This is a genomic window from Atopobium deltae (assembly GCF_001552785.1).
GTDB lineage: Bacteria > Actinomycetota > Coriobacteriia > Coriobacteriales > Atopobiaceae > Atopobium > Atopobium deltae.
Map to the genome: position 1 here is coordinate 56,121 of NZ_KQ959507.1, position 22,339 is coordinate 78,459.

Consider the following 22,339-nt stretch of genomic DNA (forward strand, 5'->3'; position numbering starts at 1 on the left):
GTTTGGGCAAACTGAACCCGTCAAAAGAGCACCTCGGACCGTATGCTTCAGGTGTTGTTAATATACATATCTATAAAAAATACTATATAAAACGTCAACCTATGGCAGACGTAAGTAAACTCAAGTGACTGTACTATCGTATTGAGATATACACATCTTGTCAAATTATGAGGCCTAAAATACATGTTGAAACTTATAACTTCATGAAGTCTATTAAAAATAGCTACAGCTTGTTATCAACTTTAGCTACAACTTGTCATCTACTTTTCAGACCGACGGTGTTTTAAAAGTCGACATCATCTTCGTCGTCTTCAACGCTTGCTAAGAATTCTTTTACGACGTCGGAAGCAAGTTCAAAGGCATAGCCTCTGCTCACAAGTTTGCGTACCAGTTTTTGATATGGATTTTTTTCTGGAAGCGAACGAGAAGCTATGAGCGCATAGGCTTGCTGGCGCTCAGTATCCCGTGAGATGAATTCGTCGGGCCAGACAAAAAGCTCATGCACATCAATACCCTGTTGCTTAAGCTCTCGCGCTATACGATGCTGACCCCATCCTGCAGCAAGCTTTGAGCGTATAAATGACTCTGCAAAGCGTTTGTCGTTAAGAAAATTGAGCTGGGTTGCATGCGCAAGCGCAGTTGCAATACTGGTATTGGTATAACCGTCTTGCTGCAATTTATCGTGCGCTTGTTTTGAGGCATAGTCTCTGTGATCGAGCATGCGTATGAGGCGTTCAAATGCACAACGCTCGACAATCTTTTGCAGCTGTTCTAAAAACTTCTGGCGTGTTGCAAAATCCAGTGTTCCTTTCGCATCTAAACTCTGCAGGGCACGAGCGACAGTTACGGGGATATCCAGCTCTTCTAAACCACCTTCTTCTGACTGCAGTCGAAGGAGCGCCTTGGGTTTTTGAGAACCTAAGGAAGAAGAGCTGCGAGATGGAAACTCACAATCCCAGCTAACTGACATGCTGCACCACACACAAATTCAAATTCAGGACGCTATTCTTCATCCTGCATAACAGGAAGACCAACTGGCTCATCGCTTAATTCAAGACCACAGGCAACGCGGACCTTATGATCGATTTCGCTGCAGAGATCAGGATTCGTACGCAAGAATTCCTTTGCGGCCTCGCGGCCCTGCCCCAGGCGTTCTGTTTGATAGGTGTACCAGGCACCAGACTTATTGACAATCTCGAAGTCAACGGCCATATCCAAAATGGATCCTTCCTTAGAGATGCCCGTGCCGTACATAATGTCAAACTCAGCTTGCCTAAAGGGAGGGGCAACCTTATTTTTAACGATCTTTACACGCACGCGGTTACCGACGATCTCGCCGCCATCCTTAATGTGTTCCACACGACGTATATCCATACGAACGGAAGCAAAGAATTTAAGCGCACGACCACCAGGAGTGGTTTCGGGGCTTCCATAATTCATGCCAATTTTTTCGCGAAGTTGGTTAATAAAAATGCAGGTTGTTTGTGATTTGGAAAGAGAACCAGCAAGCTTGCGTAAGGCTTGACTCATCAGGCGGGCTTGCAGACCAACGGTTGTCTCTCCTATTTCTCCTTCAATTTCTGCGCGAGGAACAAGCGCAGCTACTGAGTCGATAACAATGACATCGATGGCTCCTGAACGAACAAGCATGTCGCAAATCTCCAGGGCCTGCTCTCCTGTATCGGGCTGAGAAATAAGTACCTCATCGATGTCTACGCCTATGCGTGCTGCATAGCCAGGATCCAAGGCGTGCTCGGCATCGATAAAGGCAACCACACCGCCCTGGGCTTGTGCTTCTGCCAAAATCTCGAGTGAAAGGGTTGTTTTACCAGAAGACTCAGGACCAAATATCTCGATAATACGCCCACGAGGAACACCACCAATGCCCAAGGCTGCATCAAGTGCAATTGAGCCTGTGGGAATAGCTTCAACCTCTAAACTAGGACCACCATCACCAAAACGCATAATGGCACCCTTGCCAAAACGCTTTTCTATTTCTTCGGTGGTGGTGTCTATCATCTTTTCGCGCTCTTCACCAGTTGTTTTACCGTGAATCTCGCGTGCCAAACCTTTTCGTTTTGCCATGATGCATCCCTTCTGATCCTGTTCCTCAGGATATACGAACACATGTTCTAGGTCAATAGGTAATTATGATGATAGCGAAATGATCCTAACAAAAATCCAACAATGACAAACAGAGGTTGTATTTGCCTTTGTTCGTAGTTTGCACTACGCCAGCGTTTCTAGCAATGCTTCCAAGGCAACAATAGTAGCTTGAGCACGGACTTCATCGCGGGTGCCCGAAAAATAGCGCACAAACGAAACGGCGTCTGAATCAACGTTTGAACCAACATTTGAATCAACAGCTTTTACGCGGGTCTTCTCACTGTCACTGTTATCCACATCGAAAGCTACGCCGATCTTATCGACATCGTGTGCCAGTCCAAACCACACGGTTCCCACAGGCTTATGTGGTTCGGCACCTGTCGGTCCTGCAATACCTGTAATGGATACTGCTAAATCGGCGTCTAAGACCCGCAGAGCGCCGCTGGCCATTTGCTGTGCACAATCACTGCAAACAGCACCTTGTTCTTGGAGAAGCTTCTCAGAAACGCCCAGAACCTTTTGCTTCACTGCAAGGGCATAACTTACAACGCCGCCGCGAACCACAGCGCTCGCACCACTCACAGAGGTTAGCGCACTTGCCACGAGTCCGCCTGTACACGATTCAGCTGTAGCAATCTGAATGCCTGCCACGCTAGCTTTTTGGATAACCTGTGTGGCAAGCTCGTGTATCGTTTGAGTGAAGCTTTGCACCATATAAGACTGCATCATCTTAGCGCTCCCCTAAAAAGTCCCAGGACTTCATAAAGTAGTCAATGCCTGACCAGGCTGTCAGCAAAAGAGCAATGTAAAAATTGATATGTGCAACAACAAATACAACATGCTGTGGTATCCCTGCGGGTAAGGCGATGGCAAGCATGTAGCTACACAATGCAATCATGGTAGTTGCTGTCTTCCACTTACCCAGATCGCTTGCGGCAATAACGGTTCCTTTAGCCGCAACAACCATGCGCAAACCCGAGACCAAAAACTCTCGAGTAATAACCAACACAATAGCCCAAACAGGAACGACTGACTGCTCCAAAAGCCAGACCATACCAGTTACGACCAGCAATTTATCGGCAATGGGATCAAGAAACTTGCCAAAAACAGTAACCTCGCCTTTGCTGCGCGCCAGATATCCGTCGATCTTATCGGTAGACGCCAAAAAGGTATAAAAGACAAAAATGATAAAACCAGCCATATTGACCGAAGTGCCGTCCGATTTTGCGGGGTACAACTCGGAAAGAAAAAGCCAGGCGGGAATGAGTACCACGCGAATGGCCGTTACGATATTAGCGCTGGTCCAACGAATGCCCGATGCAGATGAACGCTTCTGTTCAGATCTATGCATGTGTAACGATCTCCCCTACAAGTTCATAGCAAAATGAATCGATGAGTTTACAGCGGACGATGTCGCCCACCTTGATGGACGTATTCGCTGACGAAGTAGGACGTATATGCACCACACCATCGCAATCAGGTGCCTGAAACCACGCATGGCCGATAAACCCGCGCGCTTGTCCACCGCCATTGTTCGTGGTATCGCCGGGAAAATCGCCGAACTCGTCGGGTTTCTCGACAGCATCAACAATAACATCAACCACTTCGCCCACATGCTTGGCAGTCGCTGCAAAACCGAGCTGCTCGGCAAGATCAACAAGCGCTTGTGTGCGGTCGAGTTTGGTAGCCTCGTCAATCTGGTTGGGCATACGCGCTCCACGAGTACCCTCCTCGGGCGAATAGCTAAAGACGGAAGTGTAATCGAACTCCTGCTCGCGCAAGAAATCCATGAGCTCGTCAAAGTCCTCGTCCGTCTCGCCTGGAAAACCGCACAGCGCCGTCGTGCGCAACACCATATGAGGAATTTCGTTGCGAAGACGCGCAAAAACCTCACGGAATTGCTGTGCATCACCTTTGCGGTTCATCGCTTTGAGCACCGATTCGGAGCAGTGCTGAATGGGAATGTCGATGTAGGGCAAGACCTCGTCCAAGTCACGAATTGCGGCGATAAGGTCATCGCTCATGCCCTCGGGCTGCAAATACAGGATGCGAATCCATCCGTGATAGGGTCGCACCTCGGCTGCCACCTGGTGCAAAAGCCATGCCAAATCATGGCCATCGCCAAAATCGCAGCCCCACACACCCGTATCCTGTCCAATAAGAATAATCTCGCGGACGCCACCCTGCATGAGCATGCGCACTTCAGCCAAGATTTCGACAGCAGTGCGTGAGGCATAGTGGCCACGTATAAAAGGAATTGCACAAAACGAGCAAAAACGATTGCAACCGTCGGAAATTTTGACAAATGCACTTGGTCCTTCGACCGTGCGCAAGGTAAGTTCCGAAAGATCGGGCATCGATGAACGCTGCTCAATACCGAGCACCGACGAGACAACATCAACAATGCCATCCTCTTCATCAGCGCGCACAAAGGCCGCAACCTCGGGCAATGCCTTTGGCAGCGCTTCACCATAACGAGAAGGGACACAACCGCACATAATGATGGGCTTCTCGCGAACGCCAGAATACACCGTTTCGGCGAGCTGTAGGGTTGTTTCGATACTTTCACTGGTGGCGCTTGCTAAAAATGAGCAGGTATTGACGAGAACCACGTCGGCTTTGGTAGCGTCGGTGGTGTCGGAATAGCCGCTGGTGCGCAGCAGCGCACGCATGCGATCGGTATCCACCTCATTTTTGGCACAGCCGAGCGTCACATAACAAACAGAGGGCATGAAGCACAGGTCCTAACGATAGTTCACAAATTGTAGAGGCAGGTCATAATCAGCATCGCGAACAAAGCCGATGACCTGCTGCAAAAGATCCTTCGATGCCGAGCTTACACGGAGTTTATCGCCTTCTATATTCACCTTAACTTTGAGTTTTTGATCGCGAATAGCTTTAGAAATCTTCTTTGCCAAGTCCTGATCAATACCCTGCATAATATGACCAACGACACGAACACTCGAGCCAGCAGCTGGCTGCGGCTTATCCCAACACAGCGTCTTTAAGTCAATGCTGCGGCGCACAAGCTTGGTGTTGAGCACGTCAATTACCTGCGTGGCTACAAACTCGGAAGGCGCATGAATCGTAAAGAGTTCGTCAGCCTTCGAAAACTCAATGCTCGCACCGCTGTCCTTCAGGTCATATCGTTGCGTGAGTTCGCGAACTGTTTGCTGGTAGGCATTGTCGACTTCCTGTATATCTACCACCGAAACAATGTCAAAGCTTGAATCCTTAGCCATACGTCACTCCTTATTGCACGTTTTTGTGCGTCTGTCGAGAAGACCGTCTGTTTGCATCCGCAGCAATTACTGCGAGGGCACTATTGCGAACTTCATTGGTTCGTATTTTGCGTCTTCGCCTTTTTACCTTTTTTGGAGCCTGGTTTTTGCTTTTCGCCACCAGACTGCTCAGAAGATCCATCTTGAGCTTGGTTTTGTCCGTTATTATTGCCCTGCCCCTGCTGGGATTGCTGGGTTTGGTTGCCTTGCGCTCCCTGCCGGCCGCCCTGTTGGTCTTGCGTCTGGCCAGTGGAGTTGCCTTGGTCCGCAGGAGCGGTTCCCGCGATAGTCAACGTACCAACGCCGCTGCTACGTTCTTCAAAACGAACGTTTTCACCATTTTTGGTGACGTGGACAACTGAGGTATTCCCCACCTGAATCGTGATGGATTTTGTTACCGTATAGGTTTTTTCCCAAGGGCCAGTAATAGTTTGTGCGACCTCGGATTTCCCGTCATTTTCGATCTCAACCCAAGTCACAGCACCATCATCGACCTTTACTTTGACAGTCGTTTCGGTCGGCGCTGCAGGAGTTGCGCTCGACGATGAGGTATCGCTAGAGGTAGACGCCCCAGCTGCAGACGATGACGACTCACTGCTCGAATTCTTCTTAGTGGCACCCGCATCAGCCGTAGCAATAGGAACAACTTTTTGATCCGACGTTACCTTCTTTGCACAGGAACGGACGGCAAAAATCAAAACTGCAATTAGCACGACGGTAACGAGCACACCGATAGCAAAAATAAGGCGCCGCTGATCGGCAAAAATATATTGTATAAAGCCTGCGATGCCCGGTTTTCTCGGCGCTTGCGGAGCACGACGGGCACGGAGTTGTTGGCGCCCAAGCTCATTGTTGCGACGCACGCTCGGACGCTTGGTCGAAGCAATATTACGAAACGATTGGCGTCCCTGACGCGTGGATGCTGACTCATAACGACTCGCATTATTGTCAATGCGCAGGTCATCAACATAGTCTTGACCAGAAACACCACGTTGGACAATATCGTTGCTCGAAAAGTCGTCTATGTTCTGGTCGTTGCCCTGCATCTCTGCACCGTAGCCTTGTGCATAACGAGCACGATTCGCCCGTGCACGAGAAGGACGAGAAGATCGCGAGCGTGACGAGCTGTACGCTGCCGATGCTGACTGGCCTGTGTAGGGACGTCCCTGCGGATAACTGCGAGACGTTAATGACGAGGTTACACCAGCTGGGTTAAGGGAGCCCGTTGCACCAAGTGCGCCAGCGCCTAGCAAGCCAGCCGCGCTACTTGTCACATTCTGGGTACGACTTGCGTTGCTGCGCTGCTGATAGAGCTCAGAACGAGAACGTGCAGGCGAGGTGGTATCAAAAGAAGCAGTGCGCCCCAAAAGGGGGTTCTCGGGAAGTAAATGCGGAGGCGCGGGCAGATGCCTATTCGTGCGACGTTGTCCTAAAAGCGAAGCATCATAGGAATTGGTATCCAAAGGACCTCGTCCGTACACGCCATCGCGCGTGCGTTTACGCAGCTCATGAGACATCACACCGTTGGTGTGCTCATATAAATCCTCTTGAAATTGGTCAACAACCTCGCGCGGATTCAGCCCCAAATAGCGTGCGTATGACGAAAGCATGCCCTGCGCATAGCCTGACTTAGGAATTGAGGTGAAGTCAGCCTCTTCAAAGGCAATCAGTGCTTGTTCTTTTAATTTTAAAACTCGCGATGCTTGCTCGATAGTCAATCCTAATTGCTCACGACGATCTCTGAGCATCTCGTTAAAATGTGCATTTGGCACGGCTACACCTCCTTATGCATTACAGCTTACTGGTCAGCGCGCAATTCATCAAGCTCATCAGCAGTTACCAATACTTCACGGGGCTTTGATCCATCAGGCGGACCAACAATACCCTTTGCTTGAAGCATATCCATAATGCGCCCAGCACGAGCATACCCGACTTTCAGTCTTCGTTGAATACCTGAGGTCGAACCCAACTGAGAATCAACAACTATCTGCGCAGCCTCCCAGAGCAACGGATCGTCATCGTCGGCACCAGCACCGCCGCCAGATCCTGCCGCGGTTGCAGGTGCGACAACCGAAAGAATGTCTTCGTGATAGTCGGCTTCATGATGCTGCTTGATAAAATCAACCACGCGCTCGACTTCCGCTTCCGACACAAAGCAGGCCTGCGCGCGCTTTGGTTTGCGTCCGCGCAGTTTATAGAGCATGTCACCGCGACCGAGGAGCTTCTCGGCACCCGTCTGATCAAGAATGATGCGCGAGTTGATGCTATTATCGACCGACAATGCTACGCGGTTATCGATATTTGCCTTAATAAGGCCCGTGACGACATCGGCCGAGGGGCGCTGGGTAGCAACAATAAGGTGAATACCAGCAGCACGACCAAGTTGCGCGATGCGGACGATCGAAGCCTCAACGTCTTTGCCAGCCACCATCATCAAATCAGAAAGCTCGTCAATGACGATTACAAAATATGGCATCTTTGCGGGCGGATTATCCATCTGAGCAAGCTTGCCACTTTCGACCTGACCATTGAAAGATTTAATGTCACGAACCTTGTAGTGCTCGAAGACTTTTAAGCGGCGCTCCATCTCGGTGACGCCCCACTGCAAGGCGCTGGTTGCCTGGCGTGGTTCGGTCACAACGGGCACATACAAATGCGGAAGGCTAGCGTAGAAGGTAAATTCAACACGCTTCGGATCAACCATAATCAGGCGCAGCTCTTCAGGGGTCGCGCGCATCAACATGGTCATCACAATGCTATTGAGAAGAACGGATTTACCAGAACCCGTAGTCCCAGCGACCAAAAGGTGTGGCAAAGCAGCGATGTCAACCACCACGGGAGCACCTTCAGAATCGCGACCAAAGGCGGCTTCCAAAGGACCGCCCGTTACATGCGGCAGCACGTCGCCCAAAAAGACGGCTTGAGTTGCCTTGTTAGGAATTTCGATACCTACCAGCGAAGTACCTGGTATGGGAGCAAAAATACGAACCGATTTGGCGGCAAGCGACAGGGCAATATCGTCCTCAAGATTGCGAATCTTGTTGACGCGCTCCCCTTCACCCATCTCGATTTTAAAAGTGGTAACCGCAGGTCCGCTGGTCCAGCCAACGACGCGACTCACCAGACCAAATTCTTCAAGTGTTGCTTGTAATTTTGCGGCGGTGGCAGAAAGCTCGTCAGAGCTTACCGCAGCTTTTGCATCCGCAGCAGAGTGTTTAATCATGTTCAAAGGTGGAAGTGCAGCATCGTCATTATCCGAGCGCTGGCGTAAGGGGTCAACCGCGGGCTTGGATGATTGTTTTGTGGATTGCTTCGTGCTGGGCTTTGCAGGGGTTTTGGCTGATGAAGCTTCGTCTACAGCGTCAAACCCAAGCAGCGTCGTTTTTGCACTGTCGGGTGCGGTGGCGCCTTGACCATCGGTACGCGCGCTGGGGTGTTTTTTGCGCGAAAGAAGGGTGGTTGCTGTGGTGCTTAGGCTGCCAGCAGCTGATGCAGCGCCTGTGCCAGCCAGCCCACGTTTAATGACGGAAGTTTTACGCGAGCCAATAAACGTTGTTGCGGGTGCAGCTATTGCTGCCCCTGCAACACCTGCTCCACGACCAGAGCCAGCTGTACCGCGCTTCCCCACCGCAGAAGCGGGATAGCCTTGTTGTGCTGCAGCAGCAGCTGCCATCTGAGCATCAGAGGCAAACTGAGCGCGTTCGGCGCGTGATGCACGTCGAGCACTGACGCCGTCATACCAATCTTGCACGGACTCTTTGAGTTTGGAAACGCTGCCCGAAACCGAAAAGCCACAGACCACAATGCCCACGATAATCAGGCCAACAAGCAAGACCAACGAAACGGATTTCCCCAGATAGCGTAGCGCCACCCACGCAATGCTTCCGCCAACATAGCCGCCAGCCTGCGTAACGTAGCTAGGCTCAATCACGTGTGCGACATCAAGTTCTGCTGCAGGAAGGCTGACCGATAAGATCGACAAAATAGCAAGGACGATCAGTCCCAAGCCAAGGCCAATGCGCACGCTCATGGGCTTCTCGTTTACCAAAAAGTAGCTTATAACATACAAAAGCATCGCTATGGGCACAAGCAGCGCGCCAACACCAAAACCTTGCGATAAGATCTGCGCAGTAACGTAGGTCACAGGTGCATTGGTTGGCACTACTAGCGCAATGATAAGCGCAACAGCGATAACCGCAGCAACGACACCCACCATATCGTGAACGAGACGTCCTTGCGAGCCGTTTGCCCACGATGCACCAGCACCGCTAGCACCGCCCCCACGGGCCGAAGTACCGCGACGCTGTGCTACTTGATTTTTTGTGCCTTTCCGAGGTGTGTTTAAGCTACGATTAGGCATGTTTTAAACCTCCATCACGACCGGAATAACAATCGGACGCGTGTGGGTCTTATTCCACAAATAATTAGATAGGTTGTTACGTGCAGCTTTCTTGAGGGTCTCTAAGGAAGAGCCTGTATTGTTTGCTGCCCTTGTAAGGGTATCACGAACTGAATCTTGCGCGCCACTGAGGAGGTCCTCATCGTTGGCAAAGGAGACACCACGACAAGAAATTTCGATCTCGGAGACGCGCCGATCGCGAGAAGCGATGGCAACAAAGCAAGTCACCATACCATCTTGCGATAACTTTTGACGATCGCGCAGCACGGCGGGCTCGGTTGCGCCAACGTTCAAGCCATCGACATATACAAGACCCGATTCAACGGGGGTGCCAATACACACCTGACCGTTGCGCATCTCGAGCGTATCGCCATTATCGAGCACGAAGATATTCTCGGGCTTAACGCCCATAAGGCGGCCCAATTTGGCATGAGCGCGCAAATGTACTGCCTCGCCGTGGACTGGCGCAAAGTTCCGTGGGTGAGTCATCGCTAAGAAGAGCTTAAGCTCTTCTTGCGAGCTATGACCCGAGACGTGCACCAAGGTGTTGCTCTTATCGTAAATGGTGCAGCCAATTTTCGAGAGCGAATTGATGATGCTTTGTACGCTACGCTCGTTACCAGGAACGGGTGATGCCGAGATAATCACCGTGTCAGAGGCGGTAATCGTTAACGACTTATGTTCACCGTTGGCCATGCGCGCCAATGCACTTAGAGGCTCGCCCTGGCTTCCAGTGCACAACACAATGACCTTATCGTCAGGAAGCTCATCAATGTCGTAAGCGTCAATAATGTCGGAGTCGGCGATATGCAAGTAGCCCAGCTGGCGGGCAATGCGTGTGTTGGTCACCATGGAACGGCCAGTGACCACGACTTTGCGTCCACAAGCGGTTGCAAAATTGCAAATCTGCTGCAAGCGATGGATATGGCTTGCGAAGGATGAGACAAAAATTTTGCCCGTTGCATTTTTAATGATGTGACGAAGCGACGCGCCTACTTCGGCCTCGGAAGGCGTGTAGCCGGGCTTGGTTGCGTTGGTTGAGTCGCTTAAGAGCAGGTCAATGCCCTGATGTGCAAAGCTGTTGATGGCGTAGTAATTGGGAAGCACGCCATCGATGGGCGTCTGGTCGAGCTTAAAGTCGCCCGTGTGCATAACACTTCCCTGTGGCGTCTGGAAAAAGATTCCCAGAGCGCCTGGAATGGAGTGCGTCATCGAGAAGAAATTAACCGTGAAGGCACCCAGCTGAATGCGCGCACCATCCGAGACTTCACACAGCTTCCGATTTTGAATGCGATGTTCAGCAAGTTTGCCCTCGACAAAGCCCAGTGTTAATTTACTGGAATAGATGGGTACCTGCGGATTTAAGTCCTGAAGCAAGTACGGCAAAGCACCCGTGTGGTCTTCATGACCATGGGTGATGATAATACCGCGGAGCTTCTCTTCATTCTCTAAAACGTAGGTGTAGTCGGGCAACACCAGGTCAATACCTGGTTGGTCATCGTCGGGAAACATCAAGCCAGCGTCAATAAGAATCATGTCGTTGCCATATTCAAAGCAGGTCATGTTCTTACCAATGCCGTCAAGGCCTCCCAAAGGAATAATCTTTAAAGGCGGTTTATTTTTTGGCATACCGTTGTACTTTCTCTCTTGTACTGTGTTGTAGTACTGCGTTTTACTTACTATGGATAGCTACGTGTGAGCTTATGCGCGAATGTGCTGTTTATGTAACTATACCCGTATTGGCGGCGCTAAAAAGCGGTTAGGTCGTGATAACCCAACCGCTTAGAAAAATTACATGTGCGACGTGCTACGATGCGCGTTTTTGAAGGATGCCCGACCGCTTACGTGCGGACGAGAAGCCCGGCGCGTGCTGAGGTACCTTACACGCTACGCGCCTTCGTGATGACGGCGTGGCATGCGCGCGGGTGCGTGCGCCTCGGAGCCAGAAGCGTGATTGCGCTTCCGTGGCGCGGGGCGACCGTCAGCAAATCCCTGCTTTTTGAAGGAGCGACCAGGGTGGTTGTTGGAAGCAAGCTCGGGCTTATCAAGACGATCAAGCGAAATCTTGCCATTCTCGGCCACCTCAATGACCTTGACCTTGACTTCATCGCCGATGGTCAGGACATCCTCGACCTTATCGACACGACCCTGTGCCATGTGCGAGATGTGCAGCAGGCCGTCTTTACCAGGAAGCAGCTCGACAAAGGCGCCAAAGGGCTGGATGCCAACCACACGGCCAACATACTCCTCGCCGACCTCGGGAACCTTAATGATCATCTTTACACGCTCTTCAGCGGCCTCGCCTGCACCACCAACACCAGCGATGTAGATTGTTCCGTCTTCTTGGATGTCAATCGTGGCGCCCGTCTCATCCTGGATGGCACGAATGACTTTGCCGCCACTGCCAATGACCTCGCGAATCTTATCAACAGGAATGGAGAAGCTAATGATCTGAGGAGCTGTCTCTTTGGTGTGTGCGCGGGGCTCAGGAATGGCTTCGAGCATCGCCTTGAGGATGTGCATACGGCCCTCGTGAGATTGTTGCATAGCCTGCTTAAAGATTTCGGGCGTCAGACCCGTCGCTTTGTTGTCCATTTGCATGGCGGTAATGCCGCGCTCGGTACCTGTGACCTTAAAGTCCATGTCGCCCAAGAAGTCCTCGAGCCCCTGGATGTCGGTCAAAACCACTGTCTTGCCATCCTCCTGGATCAGGCCCATAGCCACGCCCGAAACGGGGCGCTTAATGGGAACGCCAGCATCCATAAGAGCCAAAGTAGAACCGCAGGTAGAAGCCATTGAGGATGAGCCGTTGGACTCCATAACCTCCGACACCACGCGAATAGCGTAGGGGAACTCTTCTTCGGACGGAATGACGGGCAGTAAAGCACGCTCCGCCAACGCACCGTGACCAAGCTCGCGACGCTTGGGGCTACCCATGCGGCCTACTTCGCCCGTGCAGTACGGCGGGAAATTGTAATGGTGAATGTAGCGCTTGCCCTCGACAGGCTCAATCGTATCGAGGCGTTGCCACTCGTTGAGCATGCCCAGCGTTGCTACCGATAAGACCTGCGTTTGCCCACGTTGGAACAAACCAGAACCGTGTACCAAAGGCAAATAGTCGGGCTTAACCATCAGCGGACGAACTTCTTGGGCAGTACGACCATCAACGCGCTCGCCCGTTTGGACAACCATCATGCGCATCGCGTGCTTCTCGAGTGTTTTAAGCTCGAGTGCCAATGGACGCGACCACTCTTCGAGCTCCTCGTCAGTGAACTCTGCGCGAATCTGATCCATAAGATCGGCCACACGCTGCATACGAGACTGCTTGTCAGCGTGCTTCAGGGCAGTACTCATCTCGTCATAGTGAGCAAAGACGCGCTGGTGCACCTCTTCGCAGGGCTGATCAAGTTCGTAGATACGCTTCTCGATAGGACCGTTGACCTGTTCATATTTAGCGATAAAGGTCTTTTGTTCTTCACAAAATGCTGCAATAGCCTGCTGGCCAAAAGCCATAGCGGCAAGCATGTCGGCTTCGGAGATCTCGTCGGCGCCAGCCTCGAGCATTGAGATAAAGTCTGCCGAGCCCGCGAGCTCAAGATCAAGATCGGAATTTTCGCGCTCTTCGTAGGTGGGGTTCACCATAAACTCGCCCGTGGTCTTATCACGACCAATGCGCACGCAGGCCAAGGGGCCTTCAAAGGTGACGCCACCAACCATCAACGCGGAAGAAGCTGCCATAACACAGATGGTGTCAACGGGATGGATTTGGTCGGCTACCAGCGAGGTAGCAACAACCTGTACTTCATTACGGAAACCTTCTGGAAAACTAGGGCGCAAAGGACGATCAATCATGCGTGCCGTCAGCGTGGCTTTCTCGGAAGGACGCGATTCACGCTTGAGATAGCCGCCAGGGATACGACCAACCGCGTACATCTTTTCGACGAAATCAACGGTTAATGGAAAGAAGTCGTAATCCTTGCGCTCGTCCGAAACAACCGCCGTCAACAGGACGGTCGTATCGCCACATTGTACTAAACAAGCACCAGTTGCCTGCTTAGCGAGCTCACCTGCTTGAAGCGTGTAGTGTTTACCATACAGCTCAAACTCATGAGTAACTTTTGTCATACTATTTCCCCTTACCTCCGCCTACCGTATTGTAGACGGGCCTCAAGAAAAAAGGACGCAGGTCGCGTCCTTTTCATTACCTTGTTATTGGACGTTGTCACGAATGCCCAAACGTGCAATAAGGTCACGATATTCCGTAATATCGTTACGCTTAATGTAGGAAAGCAAACGACGGCGCTGACCTACCAGCATCAACAGACCACGACGAGTGTGGAAGTCCTTAGGATGAGACTTCATGTGCTCGGTCAAATTCTTAATGCGCGTAGAAAGAATTGCGACCTGTACACGGGCGCTTCCAGAGTCCTTCTCGCTTTTGCCGAACTCTTTAATGATGTCAGCAATCTGCTGCGTTGTAATGGTAGCCATGCTACTCCACCTTTCTTGTGTCATACGACACAACAAAACGATACACCCAAAGCTGCGTACATATCGAAGTGGTCGGTATAAACGAAACTTGGGTATGACAAACGAACAGAAGTATAACAAAAAAGCAGCAGATAAGACCTGACAACTTGTTACGACTTCATAAACTCAAATAGTATTCAAATGCTTTGAAGCGACACTCGAGGTGCGTGGACGCCCAGATATGTGCCGTGCATACGAGGAAATTTGCAGTGTTGGTATCCACCTGAGCTGCTAAAAGTTCATCAAAGGTGAGGTTGAGCAGCGCTTTAATCCACGAGATTTCGCCAGTCGAAATCTCCTCACAACCCTCGTGTTCTGACGCACAACTTTCACACACAACACCGCCCAGCAGTGCCGAAAAACGAGACACTACTGCATCGCCACAGCTAATGCACTCATCGAGCTGAGGGCGCCAACCAGCGTGTGCAAGTACCTTAAACACATAGGCGGCAATCATCACGTCAAGAAGATCGGTCGAACTCGCCTGCTCAATAGCTTGTATTGCACGACGCAGCAAGGGATATAAAAACTTGTCACAGGCATCTGAATACGAGCTTGTTTGTGCCATTTGACACAAACAAGAAGCGGCGCTCATGCGCTCGATGTCAGCACGCAAACTTTGATGAGAATCAATTAGGGATGCCTCAGAAACGATGTCGAGCGAGCGGCCGTGCGCCAGCAAAAAATCCACCTCGCAAAACAAATCGCAGCGTGCCGCCAGGCGCCCCTGCGGCTTGCGGGCGCCTTTTGCCACCGCTTGACGCTGGCAACCATCGTCGGACAACAACGTAAGAATAAGATCCTGTTCCGATAGTTTTGTTTTGTGTAGCACGATACCGCGCGTGCGATAGGTGCGCGTTTTTGCCATAACGCTCACTACTCACTTGCGTCATAACCAAGACGGCGTATCTCATTTTGATCGCGGCGCCACAGAGGGCGCACCTTTACCTCAAGTGATAAAAAGACTGTGCAACCAAACAGATGCTCAATATCTTTACGTGCTTGCATGCCAATCTTTTTGATCATCTGGCCCGCACGACCAATAACAATGTGCTTCTGGCTTTCGCGCTCGACCAAAATGCTTGCTTCAATGGAAGCATGGTTTTTGGAAGTCCAGCTTATGGAATCGCAGGTAACTGCCACCGAATGTGGTATTTCTTGCTTGCATAACAGAAGCACTTTTTCGCGTACAAATTCTGCTACTAGATCTTCGTCGGTGGCATCAGTATCATCGGTTTCCGCAAACCAATGTGGCCCTTCGGGAAGGCAGGCTCGCACCATGTCGAGAAATGCATCCACGTTAAACTGTGACACCGACGATACCACAAGCACATCATCAAAATCCCCAAGCTTGCTTGCAGCGTCAATTTGATTGCGTACCTGCTCAGGTGTGGCAATGTCGGCTTTGGAGATGATAAGAAACTTGCGCGCGGAAACCTCATTCACATGACGAGCCACCCACTGATCCCCTCGACCAACAACTTTAGTGGCATCAATGAGCAGCGCTACCGCATCAACATCAGCAAGACTTGCCAACGCTGTTTTGTTGAGCTGATTGCCCAAGGCATCCTTTGGTTTATGCAGACCAGGAGTGTCAACCATAATGATTTGCGAATCCTCGTCGGTTAAGATGCAACGCAGACGGCGACGCGTAGTTTGCGCCACAGGGCTGGTGATCGCGAGACGTTTATTCATACACGCATTGATGAGTGTAGATTTACCAACGTTGGGACGCCCAACCAGCGCTACAAAACCACTGCGAAATGCTGGGGTTTTTTCACTTGTGTCACTTGTGTCACTGCGCTCGCTTTGCTCGGGCTTCTCGCCAGCGTCAATGGAGCCATCGGCAAGATGGTCGTCATGCGTATGTTCATCGTGAGTCATGGTCGTAACTTTCTCTAAATAAGCGCTTGGGCGAATACGAGCACACCAGCAAGTGCCACAAAGATGCATAAAATCCAGACGGAAGCGGCGGCGATATCCTTTGCGCGCTTTGCAAGGGGGTGTAGCTCGGGTGAGGCTAAATCGACAACCGTCTCGATAGAGGTGTTGATAAGTTCGGCCGAAATGACCATGCCACTACCAAGCAACACGACAGCCCATCCCGTAAAGCTCAGCTTCACAAACACACCCACTAAACAGGCCAAACATGCAATAGTCAGCATAACGCGGATGTTACGCTCCGTTTTGAGCGCACACAGAAACCCCTTGATAGCGAAGTAAAAGCTTCGGGCGAAGCTCGGATGATCGTTTGATGAACCTGGAATCATGCGTGTGTACTACCTTCCATGCCTTCTTCACGATGACGCGTCAAAACTACCGTCGTCAAGGTCTTATCGGTAGGGATCTGCTGCAAAAGCCTATCTTCAATGCCCTGCATCACATGTGCCTCATCTTCCTCCATGTGGTCGTAGCCCATCAAATGAAGGACGCCATGGACCAGCATAAGACGTACCTCGTCATTAAAACTGGTGCCAAACGTTTGCGCCTGCGCCTGCACATACGCTGGAGCAATGACGATGTCGCCCAGTTCGCAGTGTTCATTATCGAGAAGATCGGGGTCGTCGGGATGCTCCATCTCGAACGAAAGCACGTCCGTTGGCGCAGAAATCATGCGCCAACGCTCATTGAGCTCGGCGATGCTTTTATCAGAAACAAATGATAGAGAAATGCAGCAATCGCGTGTGACTTGGCGGTCCTGCAGCACCGTTAAAGCGAGGTTTTCTATTTCATCTTGTGCTAAGGGCGCAACCACGCCGTCCTCACAAAATATATCAACGCTTACGGTCATGCTTATTCCTCCCCTTGTGCTGCTGTTTGTGCATGGATGCTTGTGTGGGTGTGTGCTTCTGTTTGCGGGCGAGTTTGCACTCGTCGGCACGCTGATACTTGCGAGTGAGCTTCCGCTGCCGCGTAGGCGTCAACAATGCGTGCCACCAAACGGTGGCGTACAATGTCTTTGGCGTTCAGCTCAATAAAGGCAATGTCATCGATGTCTTTTAAAATTGTGCGTGCCGAGACGAGGCCATTCTCACCCAACACATCGCGCTGTGACATATCGCCTGTGATGATAAAGCGAGAGCCAAATCCCAGGCGTGTTAAAAACATTTTCATTTGCTGCGGTGTCGTGTTTTGTGCTTCATCCAAAATGACGAAGGCATCGTTAAAGGTGCGACCTCGCATAAAAGCCAAGGGCACGATTTGAATGATGTGCTGCTCCATGAGCAAGGGCAGCTTTTCCATATCCTGTATATCACACAGTGCGTCGTACAAAGGACGAATGTAGGGATCCAACTTCTCTTCCAGTGTGCCAGGTAAAAAGCCTAAAGACTCCCCTGCTTCGACGACGGGACGCGTTAAGATGATACGACTTACTTCTCTTTTTTGCAGCGCCGAGACCGCCATGGCCATCGCAAGATAGGTTTTGCCCGTGCCAGCAGGTCCCGTACCAAAGGTTATAAGATTGTTCCGAATTGCTTCGACGTAGCGCGTTTGTCCCTCAGTTTTGGGATAAATTGCTCTTCCGTGGACATGCAAAATCACGTCAGGCGTTTTTTTAGGCGCGCCTGTTTTTGAAGTACTCTCTCTCGTCGGGAGATTTGTGCTGCTCGTCGCCTGATTTAGACCTGCGATGGAAGCGCTGTTGGCTGTCATGCTATGAGCGGCACTATGAGCTGCACTCGCGTCCGAATTTGCAGCCGCGCTGGTGCAGTTTGCATGTTTTACAGCATCAATAAGCAACTCGACGCTGTTCTTGGTAGGAGCAATACCAGCCCCAATTTGGTCGATAAGCTCGGAGAATACCTCGATAACCTGCGCAACATCCACACGGGGACCTTTAACCGAGATCATCGTTCCTCGAACAACGATAAAAACGTCCCAGGAAGCTTCAATGCTGCGCAAGTAAGCATCTGCTGGCCCCATGAGCTCCAGCAGATCAACAGTATCAGGAATAGTCAAACGAAGCAGACAGGGCTCCATGTTCCTCCAAACATTACGCCTTGTGCATTACGCCTTAGGCTGGATGATATGCGCCAGAAGCGTTGTACCACGCACTGCATCAATCATACAGTTATACATACCATGAAGGTTGTGACTATTGAGCTGTACATCAAATAATCCCGAGGAAACGCCACGATTTCGACCCTGTATAACCACGTAATCCGTTTTTCCTGCCAACGAGGCGGCGGATGCTTGACGCATATAAATTGCCAGCTCGCGAGCATGTTTTGCACGCTCATTCATGACCTGCGGATCAACCTGATTGGGAGCTTGAGCTGCGGGCGTGCCAGGACGCTTGGAGTAACGGAAGATGTGCATCTTTGTGAAGAATGCCTCTTTGCAGGTTTGCATACTCTGCGCAAACTCCTCATCCGTCTCGCCAGGAAAACCAACGATAAGATCACAGCCAAGCGAAAGCGAAGGGAGCATTTTTTTGGCGAGCTGGATGGTTGCCATGTAGTCGTCGAGGGTATACGCCCTTCCCATGCGCCGTAGCGTCGCATCACAGCCCGACTGCAGCGGAATATGTAGGTACGAAGCAATGCGCCCCGACGAATGCGCGATAACATCCAAAAGATGCCCACTTACATCCTGCGGCTCGATAGACGATAAGCGAATGCGCGAGATGTCAGTATCTTTAAGCAGATTTTCGAGAAGGGTGGCTATGTCGCAATCTTTATTGTTGTAGTGCGTGTGATAACAACCCAGGTTGATGCCCGTAAGTACGACTTCCTTCACACCTTGATCGTACTGTTCCTGCACGCGCTCAACAACCTGTTCGTAGGGCAAGGATCGTCCTGGCCCACGGGCCTTCCAGACGATGCAAAAGGTACAACGGTGATCACAGCCGTCTTGAATTTTAATGCCGGGACGAGTGCGGCCCGTTGGTGTCAAAATACTTTGCAGTTGCTCTTTGGGAACAAGGTTGCGCGTATCGACAACAAAGCCGAGCTCTTGCATGGCGCGAAGCGGGACGTGACGCTTGTCGATTTCGACAAGCACGTGCTCGCCGAGCTGGGTAAGTTCATTGGAAAACAGCGCCGCAACACAACCTGTTGCAAGCACCAGCGGAGATTGCGGCAGTGCCGCATGTTTGCGAATGGCCTTGCGTGTCTTGGCTTCGGCCTCTCCCGTAACAGCACAGGTATTAATGACTACTAAATCTGCTTCTTCAGCTGGAACGATTTGTGCACCTAAGCGTTCTGCAGTATATGCCATATCATCAAGCTCAACGCGATTAACGCGACAACCCAGGTTAACAAAAGCCAGCCGTGGTGTTGTTCCGTTCATTTGTGATGTCCCTTGCGTGAGCGAGACGCAGCTTTTGCGCGCGACGTATGAGACACACGTTTCTTTTTGCTGTTCTTAGACGGTTGAGAAGAGCTGCGTTTTTTCGTAGGTTTGTCGGGCGCGGTATCAGCGCTGGTAGTGGCATCCGCATCCGCGGCGTCAGGGGCCGCATCAGCCTCGTTGGTCTTCTCAGGAGCTCCAGTGGAATCGGCGTCGTCACCGTCAACAGCATCCTTCTCGCCCGAAAGCGACTTTTGCACCGCGGCAAGTGCTTCGCGTACATGAGCATCCAAATCGCGAGGAATGCTGATTGTCACTGTCACAATAAGGCTTCCGCGAGCCGAGCTTGAAAGACGCGGCATACCATGGCGGGCACATACGAGCTGTTGGCCATACTGGCAGCCAGCGGGCACCTCGATCGTGATCTTCTCGTCAGGCAAAATACCATCGATGACGCACGTGGCACCAAGCATTGCCTCAAACGCATCGATGTCCAGCGTGTAAAACAGGTCGTCGCCCTGGCGCTTGAACTGTGGATGAGACTCGATGGCAATGGTGATGAGCAAATCGCCCGAGGGCTTGTTGCGCACGCCCGCCTCGCCGCGGCCCGACACTCGAAGCGACTGACCCGAATGAATACCAGCAGGAATATCGACCTGCACTTTTTCACGAGACGGAGCACGACCCTGGCCCGCACAAGTGTCACAGGCACCTTCGATATGCTGGCCCGTGCCGCCGCACTCAGAACACATCGTTTGAATTTGCTGCGCACCAAAAATAGTCTGCTGCACAATGACACGACGGCCCGAACCGTGGCAGTACGAACATTGCTTCACGCTGCCATGCGCGCCCACGCCCGATCCATTACAGTCATCGCAGGTAGCAAGACGCTCATAGGCTACCGTTTTAGTGCATCCACGTGCTGCTTCCTCAAGCGTGATTTGCAGGGTTAAGCCCATATCACGCCCGCGGGTATTTTGCGCTTGTGCTGCGGCACCATGACCCATGCCACCAAAGAATGACGAGAAGATATCGCCCACGCCAAAGTTATTAAACAGATCGGACATGTCGACATAGTCGCCAGCAAAGCCACCAGGACCATCGGGGTCGCCGTAACGATCGTAATTAGCACGACGAGTCTCGTCCGATAAGACCGAATAGGCCTCGTTGATGTCTTTAAATTTCTTCTCGGCATCAGGGTCATCCGAAACATCTGGATGTACTTTGCGCGCAAGCTTTAAAAATGCTCGCTTAATCGTTTTTGCGTCAGCATCGCGCGAAACGCCCAACACCTCGTAGTAATCTTTTGAAGCAGCCAAACCCAATCCTTTTTCTTAATCCTCTTCGGTTTCTCTACCAACTTTTACCAGCGTCTGCACCAGCGCCGTATTTACCACCGCCTGTACCCACGCCATATTTACCACCGCCGCGGCGAGAAAAGTCTCCCCGACATGCAGGATGCCATGAAGTTCAAAAATACTAAAATGACAAAGCCATTAAACAGGCCATCCGCTAAGACACGACCAGCGTTTTTCCACCAACGGAGGCGCTTTTTAAGAATGCCACGTGAAAAAATAAGATACAACGCCAGCAGCATCGGCAGCGAAAAAGCAAAGCTAAAGGTCCATAGCGAAGACGAGAAGAAGCTGTTGTAGATAAAGAACGGCAGTACGACACCAAAGAGCCTGAAGCCAAACGCTTGTACAGGTTCCAAACGTTCACTCGGAACGCCAATTCTAAACACAAAGTCTCCAGCAGCTTGCCCATTGGTTCCCGCATTGCCTTTGCTCGCAAGACGAACTACATCACCATCGTGCGAATCCGCAGGTATAGTCACCAGTATTTCGCTGGCGCTCAACACACGACCAGAACCAGAGCACACATCACAGGGGTCAACAACAACCTTACCCGTGCCTTCGCATTCCGGACATACCATCTCGAGCGCTCCAAAGCCCAAAATGGACATCAGGTCCACCGAAATACGACCCGAACCCGAACAGGTGGGACACATCACGGCTTCATTAACGTGCACCGAACCCTTGCCATGACAAGCATCACAGCAGGTAAAGTGGTTATAGGTAATGCCACGCGTCGTGCCATTTTTTGCGGCATCAAAATCAAAGTCCATTTGATACACCACGTCTGCACCCACCTTGGGATTGTACGAACGCGCTTGTGTTGTTCGCTGCCGAGAAGATCCACCAAATGGCGAGCCCCACTCAAAAGGAGACCCCCATTTGGCACCACCAAAACCCCAGCTCGAAAAATCGTCATAACCAGAAGAAGACGAACCTGCCGGCGCAGAAGAACCTGCCCAGCCTTGCGCGCCCGCAAAGGGATTGCCGCTACGCAGTGCATCATAGCGGCGACGCTTAGCCTCGTCCGAGAGTACCGCATAAGCTTCCGACACCTCTTTGAACTGCTGCTCTGCATCAGATGATTTATTAATATCGGGATGCAATTTGCGTGCTTTTTTTTGAAACGCACGACGAATTTCCTCGGTGGTTGCCTGAGAGGAAACCCCTAAGATGCTGTAGTAATCTTTTTCGTTTATTGCGGCCACCGATACATCCTTATCTTGTGATTGTCGCTGCTTGCGCGCGCTGCTCGCGGGTGGTGTGCGGTCGCTGCGCGACGTGCACCATACTGCTCGATGAATTATATCCAAATTGCTTCATTTTAAGCATATAGAGCAATTATACATACTACGTGCAGCTTTTAGGAATAATCA

The 22,339-nt window shown here is 51.3% G+C and carries 19 protein-coding genes; all 19 read right to left on the bottom strand.

The genetic code is table 11. The features are described 5' to 3' along the window. Positions 1-283: 283 nt before the first annotated feature. Positions 284-970 (bottom strand): regulatory protein RecX, encoded by a 687-nt coding sequence (locus HMPREF3192_RS04555; RefSeq protein WP_066305823.1) that lies wholly within the window; start codon positions 968-970, stop codon positions 284-286. Between the two features lie 32 nt (positions 971-1,002). Beyond that, on the bottom strand, positions 1,003-2,085 hold the full coding sequence (recA, locus tag HMPREF3192_RS04560) for a recombinase RecA (protein ID WP_066305826.1): 1,083 nt from the start codon (positions 2,083-2,085) through the stop codon (positions 1,003-1,005). 144 nt (positions 2,086-2,229) lie between these two features. Continuing rightward, entirely contained in the window at positions 2,230-2,835 is a 606-nt protein-coding gene (locus tag HMPREF3192_RS04565; RefSeq protein WP_231723362.1) for a CinA family protein, read from the bottom strand. Position 2,836: 1 nt separating this feature from the next. Beyond that, positions 2,837-3,457 (bottom strand): CDP-diacylglycerol--glycerol-3-phosphate 3-phosphatidyltransferase, encoded by a 621-nt coding sequence (pgsA, locus tag HMPREF3192_RS04570; protein WP_066305828.1) that lies wholly within the window; start codon positions 3,455-3,457, stop codon positions 2,837-2,839. Continuing rightward, entirely contained in the window at positions 3,450-4,838 is a 1,389-nt protein-coding gene (gene rimO / locus HMPREF3192_RS04575) for a 30S ribosomal protein S12 methylthiotransferase RimO (RefSeq protein WP_066305830.1), read from the bottom strand. The genes pgsA and rimO overlap by 8 nt, the downstream gene beginning before the upstream one ends. A 12-nt stretch (positions 4,839-4,850) precedes the next feature. Continuing rightward, the gene (locus HMPREF3192_RS04580) at positions 4,851-5,348 is read right to left on the bottom strand and encodes a YajQ family cyclic di-GMP-binding protein (protein WP_066305831.1); all 498 of its coding nucleotides are present in this window, start codon (positions 5,346-5,348) and stop codon (positions 4,851-4,853) included. A 92-nt stretch (positions 5,349-5,440) separates the two neighbouring features. Then, positions 5,441-7,159 (bottom strand): helix-turn-helix domain-containing protein, encoded by a 1,719-nt coding sequence (locus HMPREF3192_RS04585; protein WP_066305834.1) that lies wholly within the window; start codon positions 7,157-7,159, stop codon positions 5,441-5,443. A gap of 26 nt (positions 7,160-7,185) precedes the next feature. Further along, positions 7,186-9,747, bottom strand: a complete 2,562-nt coding sequence (locus tag HMPREF3192_RS04590) for an FtsK/SpoIIIE family DNA translocase (RefSeq protein ID WP_066305836.1) — start codon at positions 9,745-9,747, stop codon at positions 7,186-7,188. A 3-nt stretch (positions 9,748-9,750) separates the two neighbouring features. Then, on the bottom strand, positions 9,751-11,415 hold the full coding sequence (locus tag HMPREF3192_RS04595) for a ribonuclease J (RefSeq protein WP_066305838.1): 1,665 nt from the start codon (positions 11,413-11,415) through the stop codon (positions 9,751-9,753). A 258-nt stretch (positions 11,416-11,673) separates the two neighbouring features. Beyond that, the gene (locus HMPREF3192_RS04600; protein ID WP_066305841.1) at positions 11,674-13,911 is read right to left on the bottom strand and encodes a polyribonucleotide nucleotidyltransferase; all 2,238 of its coding nucleotides are present in this window, start codon (positions 13,909-13,911) and stop codon (positions 11,674-11,676) included. A gap of 84 nt (positions 13,912-13,995) precedes the next feature. Further along, positions 13,996-14,277 (bottom strand): 30S ribosomal protein S15, encoded by a 282-nt coding sequence (rpsO, locus tag HMPREF3192_RS04605; RefSeq protein WP_066305843.1) that lies wholly within the window; start codon positions 14,275-14,277, stop codon positions 13,996-13,998. A 157-nt stretch (positions 14,278-14,434) separates the two neighbouring features. Further along, entirely contained in the window at positions 14,435-15,184 is a 750-nt protein-coding gene (recO, locus tag HMPREF3192_RS04610; RefSeq protein ID WP_066305845.1) for a DNA repair protein RecO, read from the bottom strand. 8 nt (positions 15,185-15,192) lie between these two features. Then, positions 15,193-16,200 (bottom strand): GTPase Era, encoded by a 1,008-nt coding sequence (gene era / locus HMPREF3192_RS04615; protein WP_082715650.1) that lies wholly within the window; start codon positions 16,198-16,200, stop codon positions 15,193-15,195. A 14-nt stretch (positions 16,201-16,214) separates the two neighbouring features. Then, positions 16,215-16,586, bottom strand: a complete 372-nt coding sequence (locus tag HMPREF3192_RS04620) for a diacylglycerol kinase family protein (protein WP_066305851.1) — start codon at positions 16,584-16,586, stop codon at positions 16,215-16,217. Next, positions 16,583-17,107: an rRNA maturation RNase YbeY gene (ybeY, locus tag HMPREF3192_RS04625; protein WP_066305854.1), complete on the bottom strand. Its 525-nt coding sequence runs from the start codon at positions 17,105-17,107 to the stop codon at positions 16,583-16,585. Before ybeY ends, HMPREF3192_RS04620 begins: the two co-directional genes overlap by 4 nt. A 2-nt stretch (positions 17,108-17,109) precedes the next feature. Then, a complete protein-coding gene (locus HMPREF3192_RS04630) occupies positions 17,110-18,297 on the bottom strand; it encodes a PhoH family protein (RefSeq protein WP_231723363.1) in 1,188 nt (395 codons plus the stop codon). A gap of 27 nt (positions 18,298-18,324) precedes the next feature. After that, positions 18,325-19,608: a MiaB/RimO family radical SAM methylthiotransferase gene (locus tag HMPREF3192_RS04635; protein WP_066305855.1), complete on the bottom strand. Its 1,284-nt coding sequence runs from the start codon at positions 19,606-19,608 to the stop codon at positions 18,325-18,327. Next, positions 19,605-20,927: a DnaJ C-terminal domain-containing protein gene (locus HMPREF3192_RS04640; protein ID WP_082715651.1), complete on the bottom strand. Its 1,323-nt coding sequence runs from the start codon at positions 20,925-20,927 to the stop codon at positions 19,605-19,607. The genes HMPREF3192_RS04635 and HMPREF3192_RS04640 overlap by 4 nt, the downstream gene beginning before the upstream one ends. A 98-nt stretch (positions 20,928-21,025) precedes the next feature. Further along, on the bottom strand, positions 21,026-22,171 hold the full coding sequence (locus HMPREF3192_RS04645; protein WP_231723364.1) for a DnaJ domain-containing protein: 1,146 nt from the start codon (positions 22,169-22,171) through the stop codon (positions 21,026-21,028). Positions 22,172-22,339 lie beyond the last annotated feature (168 nt).

Coding starts and splice junctions, on each gene's coding strand:
- HMPREF3192_RS04620 (WP_066305851.1), bottom strand. CDS start 16,586: ATGATTCCAGGTTCATCAAACGATCATCCGAGCTTCGCCCGAAGCTTT.
- recO (WP_066305845.1), bottom strand. CDS start 15,184: ATGGCAAAAACGCGCACCTATCGCACGCGCGGTATCGTGCTACACAAA.
- HMPREF3192_RS04600 (WP_066305841.1), bottom strand. CDS start 13,911: ATGACAAAAGTTACTCATGAGTTTGAGCTGTATGGTAAACACTACACG.
- rimO (WP_066305830.1), bottom strand. CDS start 4,838: ATGCCCTCTGTTTGTTATGTGACGCTCGGCTGTGCCAAAAATGAGGTG.
- pgsA (WP_066305828.1), bottom strand. CDS start 3,457: ATGCATAGATCTGAACAGAAGCGTTCATCTGCATCGGGCATTCGTTGG.
- HMPREF3192_RS04590 (WP_066305836.1), bottom strand. CDS start 9,747: ATGCCTAATCGTAGCTTAAACACACCTCGGAAAGGCACAAAAAATCAA.
- HMPREF3192_RS04580 (WP_066305831.1), bottom strand. CDS start 5,348: ATGGCTAAGGATTCAAGCTTTGACATTGTTTCGGTGGTAGATATACAG.
- era (WP_082715650.1), bottom strand. CDS start 16,200: ATGACTCACGATGAACATACGCATGACGACCATCTTGCCGATGGCTCC.
- ybeY (WP_066305854.1), bottom strand. CDS start 17,107: ATGACCGTAAGCGTTGATATATTTTGTGAGGACGGCGTGGTTGCGCCC.
- HMPREF3192_RS04635 (WP_066305855.1), bottom strand. CDS start 19,608: ATGAACGGAACAACACCACGGCTGGCTTTTGTTAACCTGGGTTGTCGC.
- HMPREF3192_RS04595 (WP_066305838.1), bottom strand. CDS start 11,415: ATGCCAAAAAATAAACCGCCTTTAAAGATTATTCCTTTGGGAGGCCTT.
- HMPREF3192_RS04630 (WP_231723363.1), bottom strand. CDS start 18,297: ATGGAGCCCTGTCTGCTTCGTTTGACTATTCCTGATACTGTTGATCTG.
- HMPREF3192_RS04555 (WP_066305823.1), bottom strand. CDS start 970: ATGTCAGTTAGCTGGGATTGTGAGTTTCCATCTCGCAGCTCTTCTTCC.
- rpsO (WP_066305843.1), bottom strand. CDS start 14,277: ATGGCTACCATTACAACGCAGCAGATTGCTGACATCATTAAAGAGTTC.
- recA (WP_066305826.1), bottom strand. CDS start 2,085: ATGGCAAAACGAAAAGGTTTGGCACGCGAGATTCACGGTAAAACAACT.
- HMPREF3192_RS04565 (WP_231723362.1), bottom strand. CDS start 2,835: ATGATGCAGTCTTATATGGTGCAAAGCTTCACTCAAACGATACACGAG.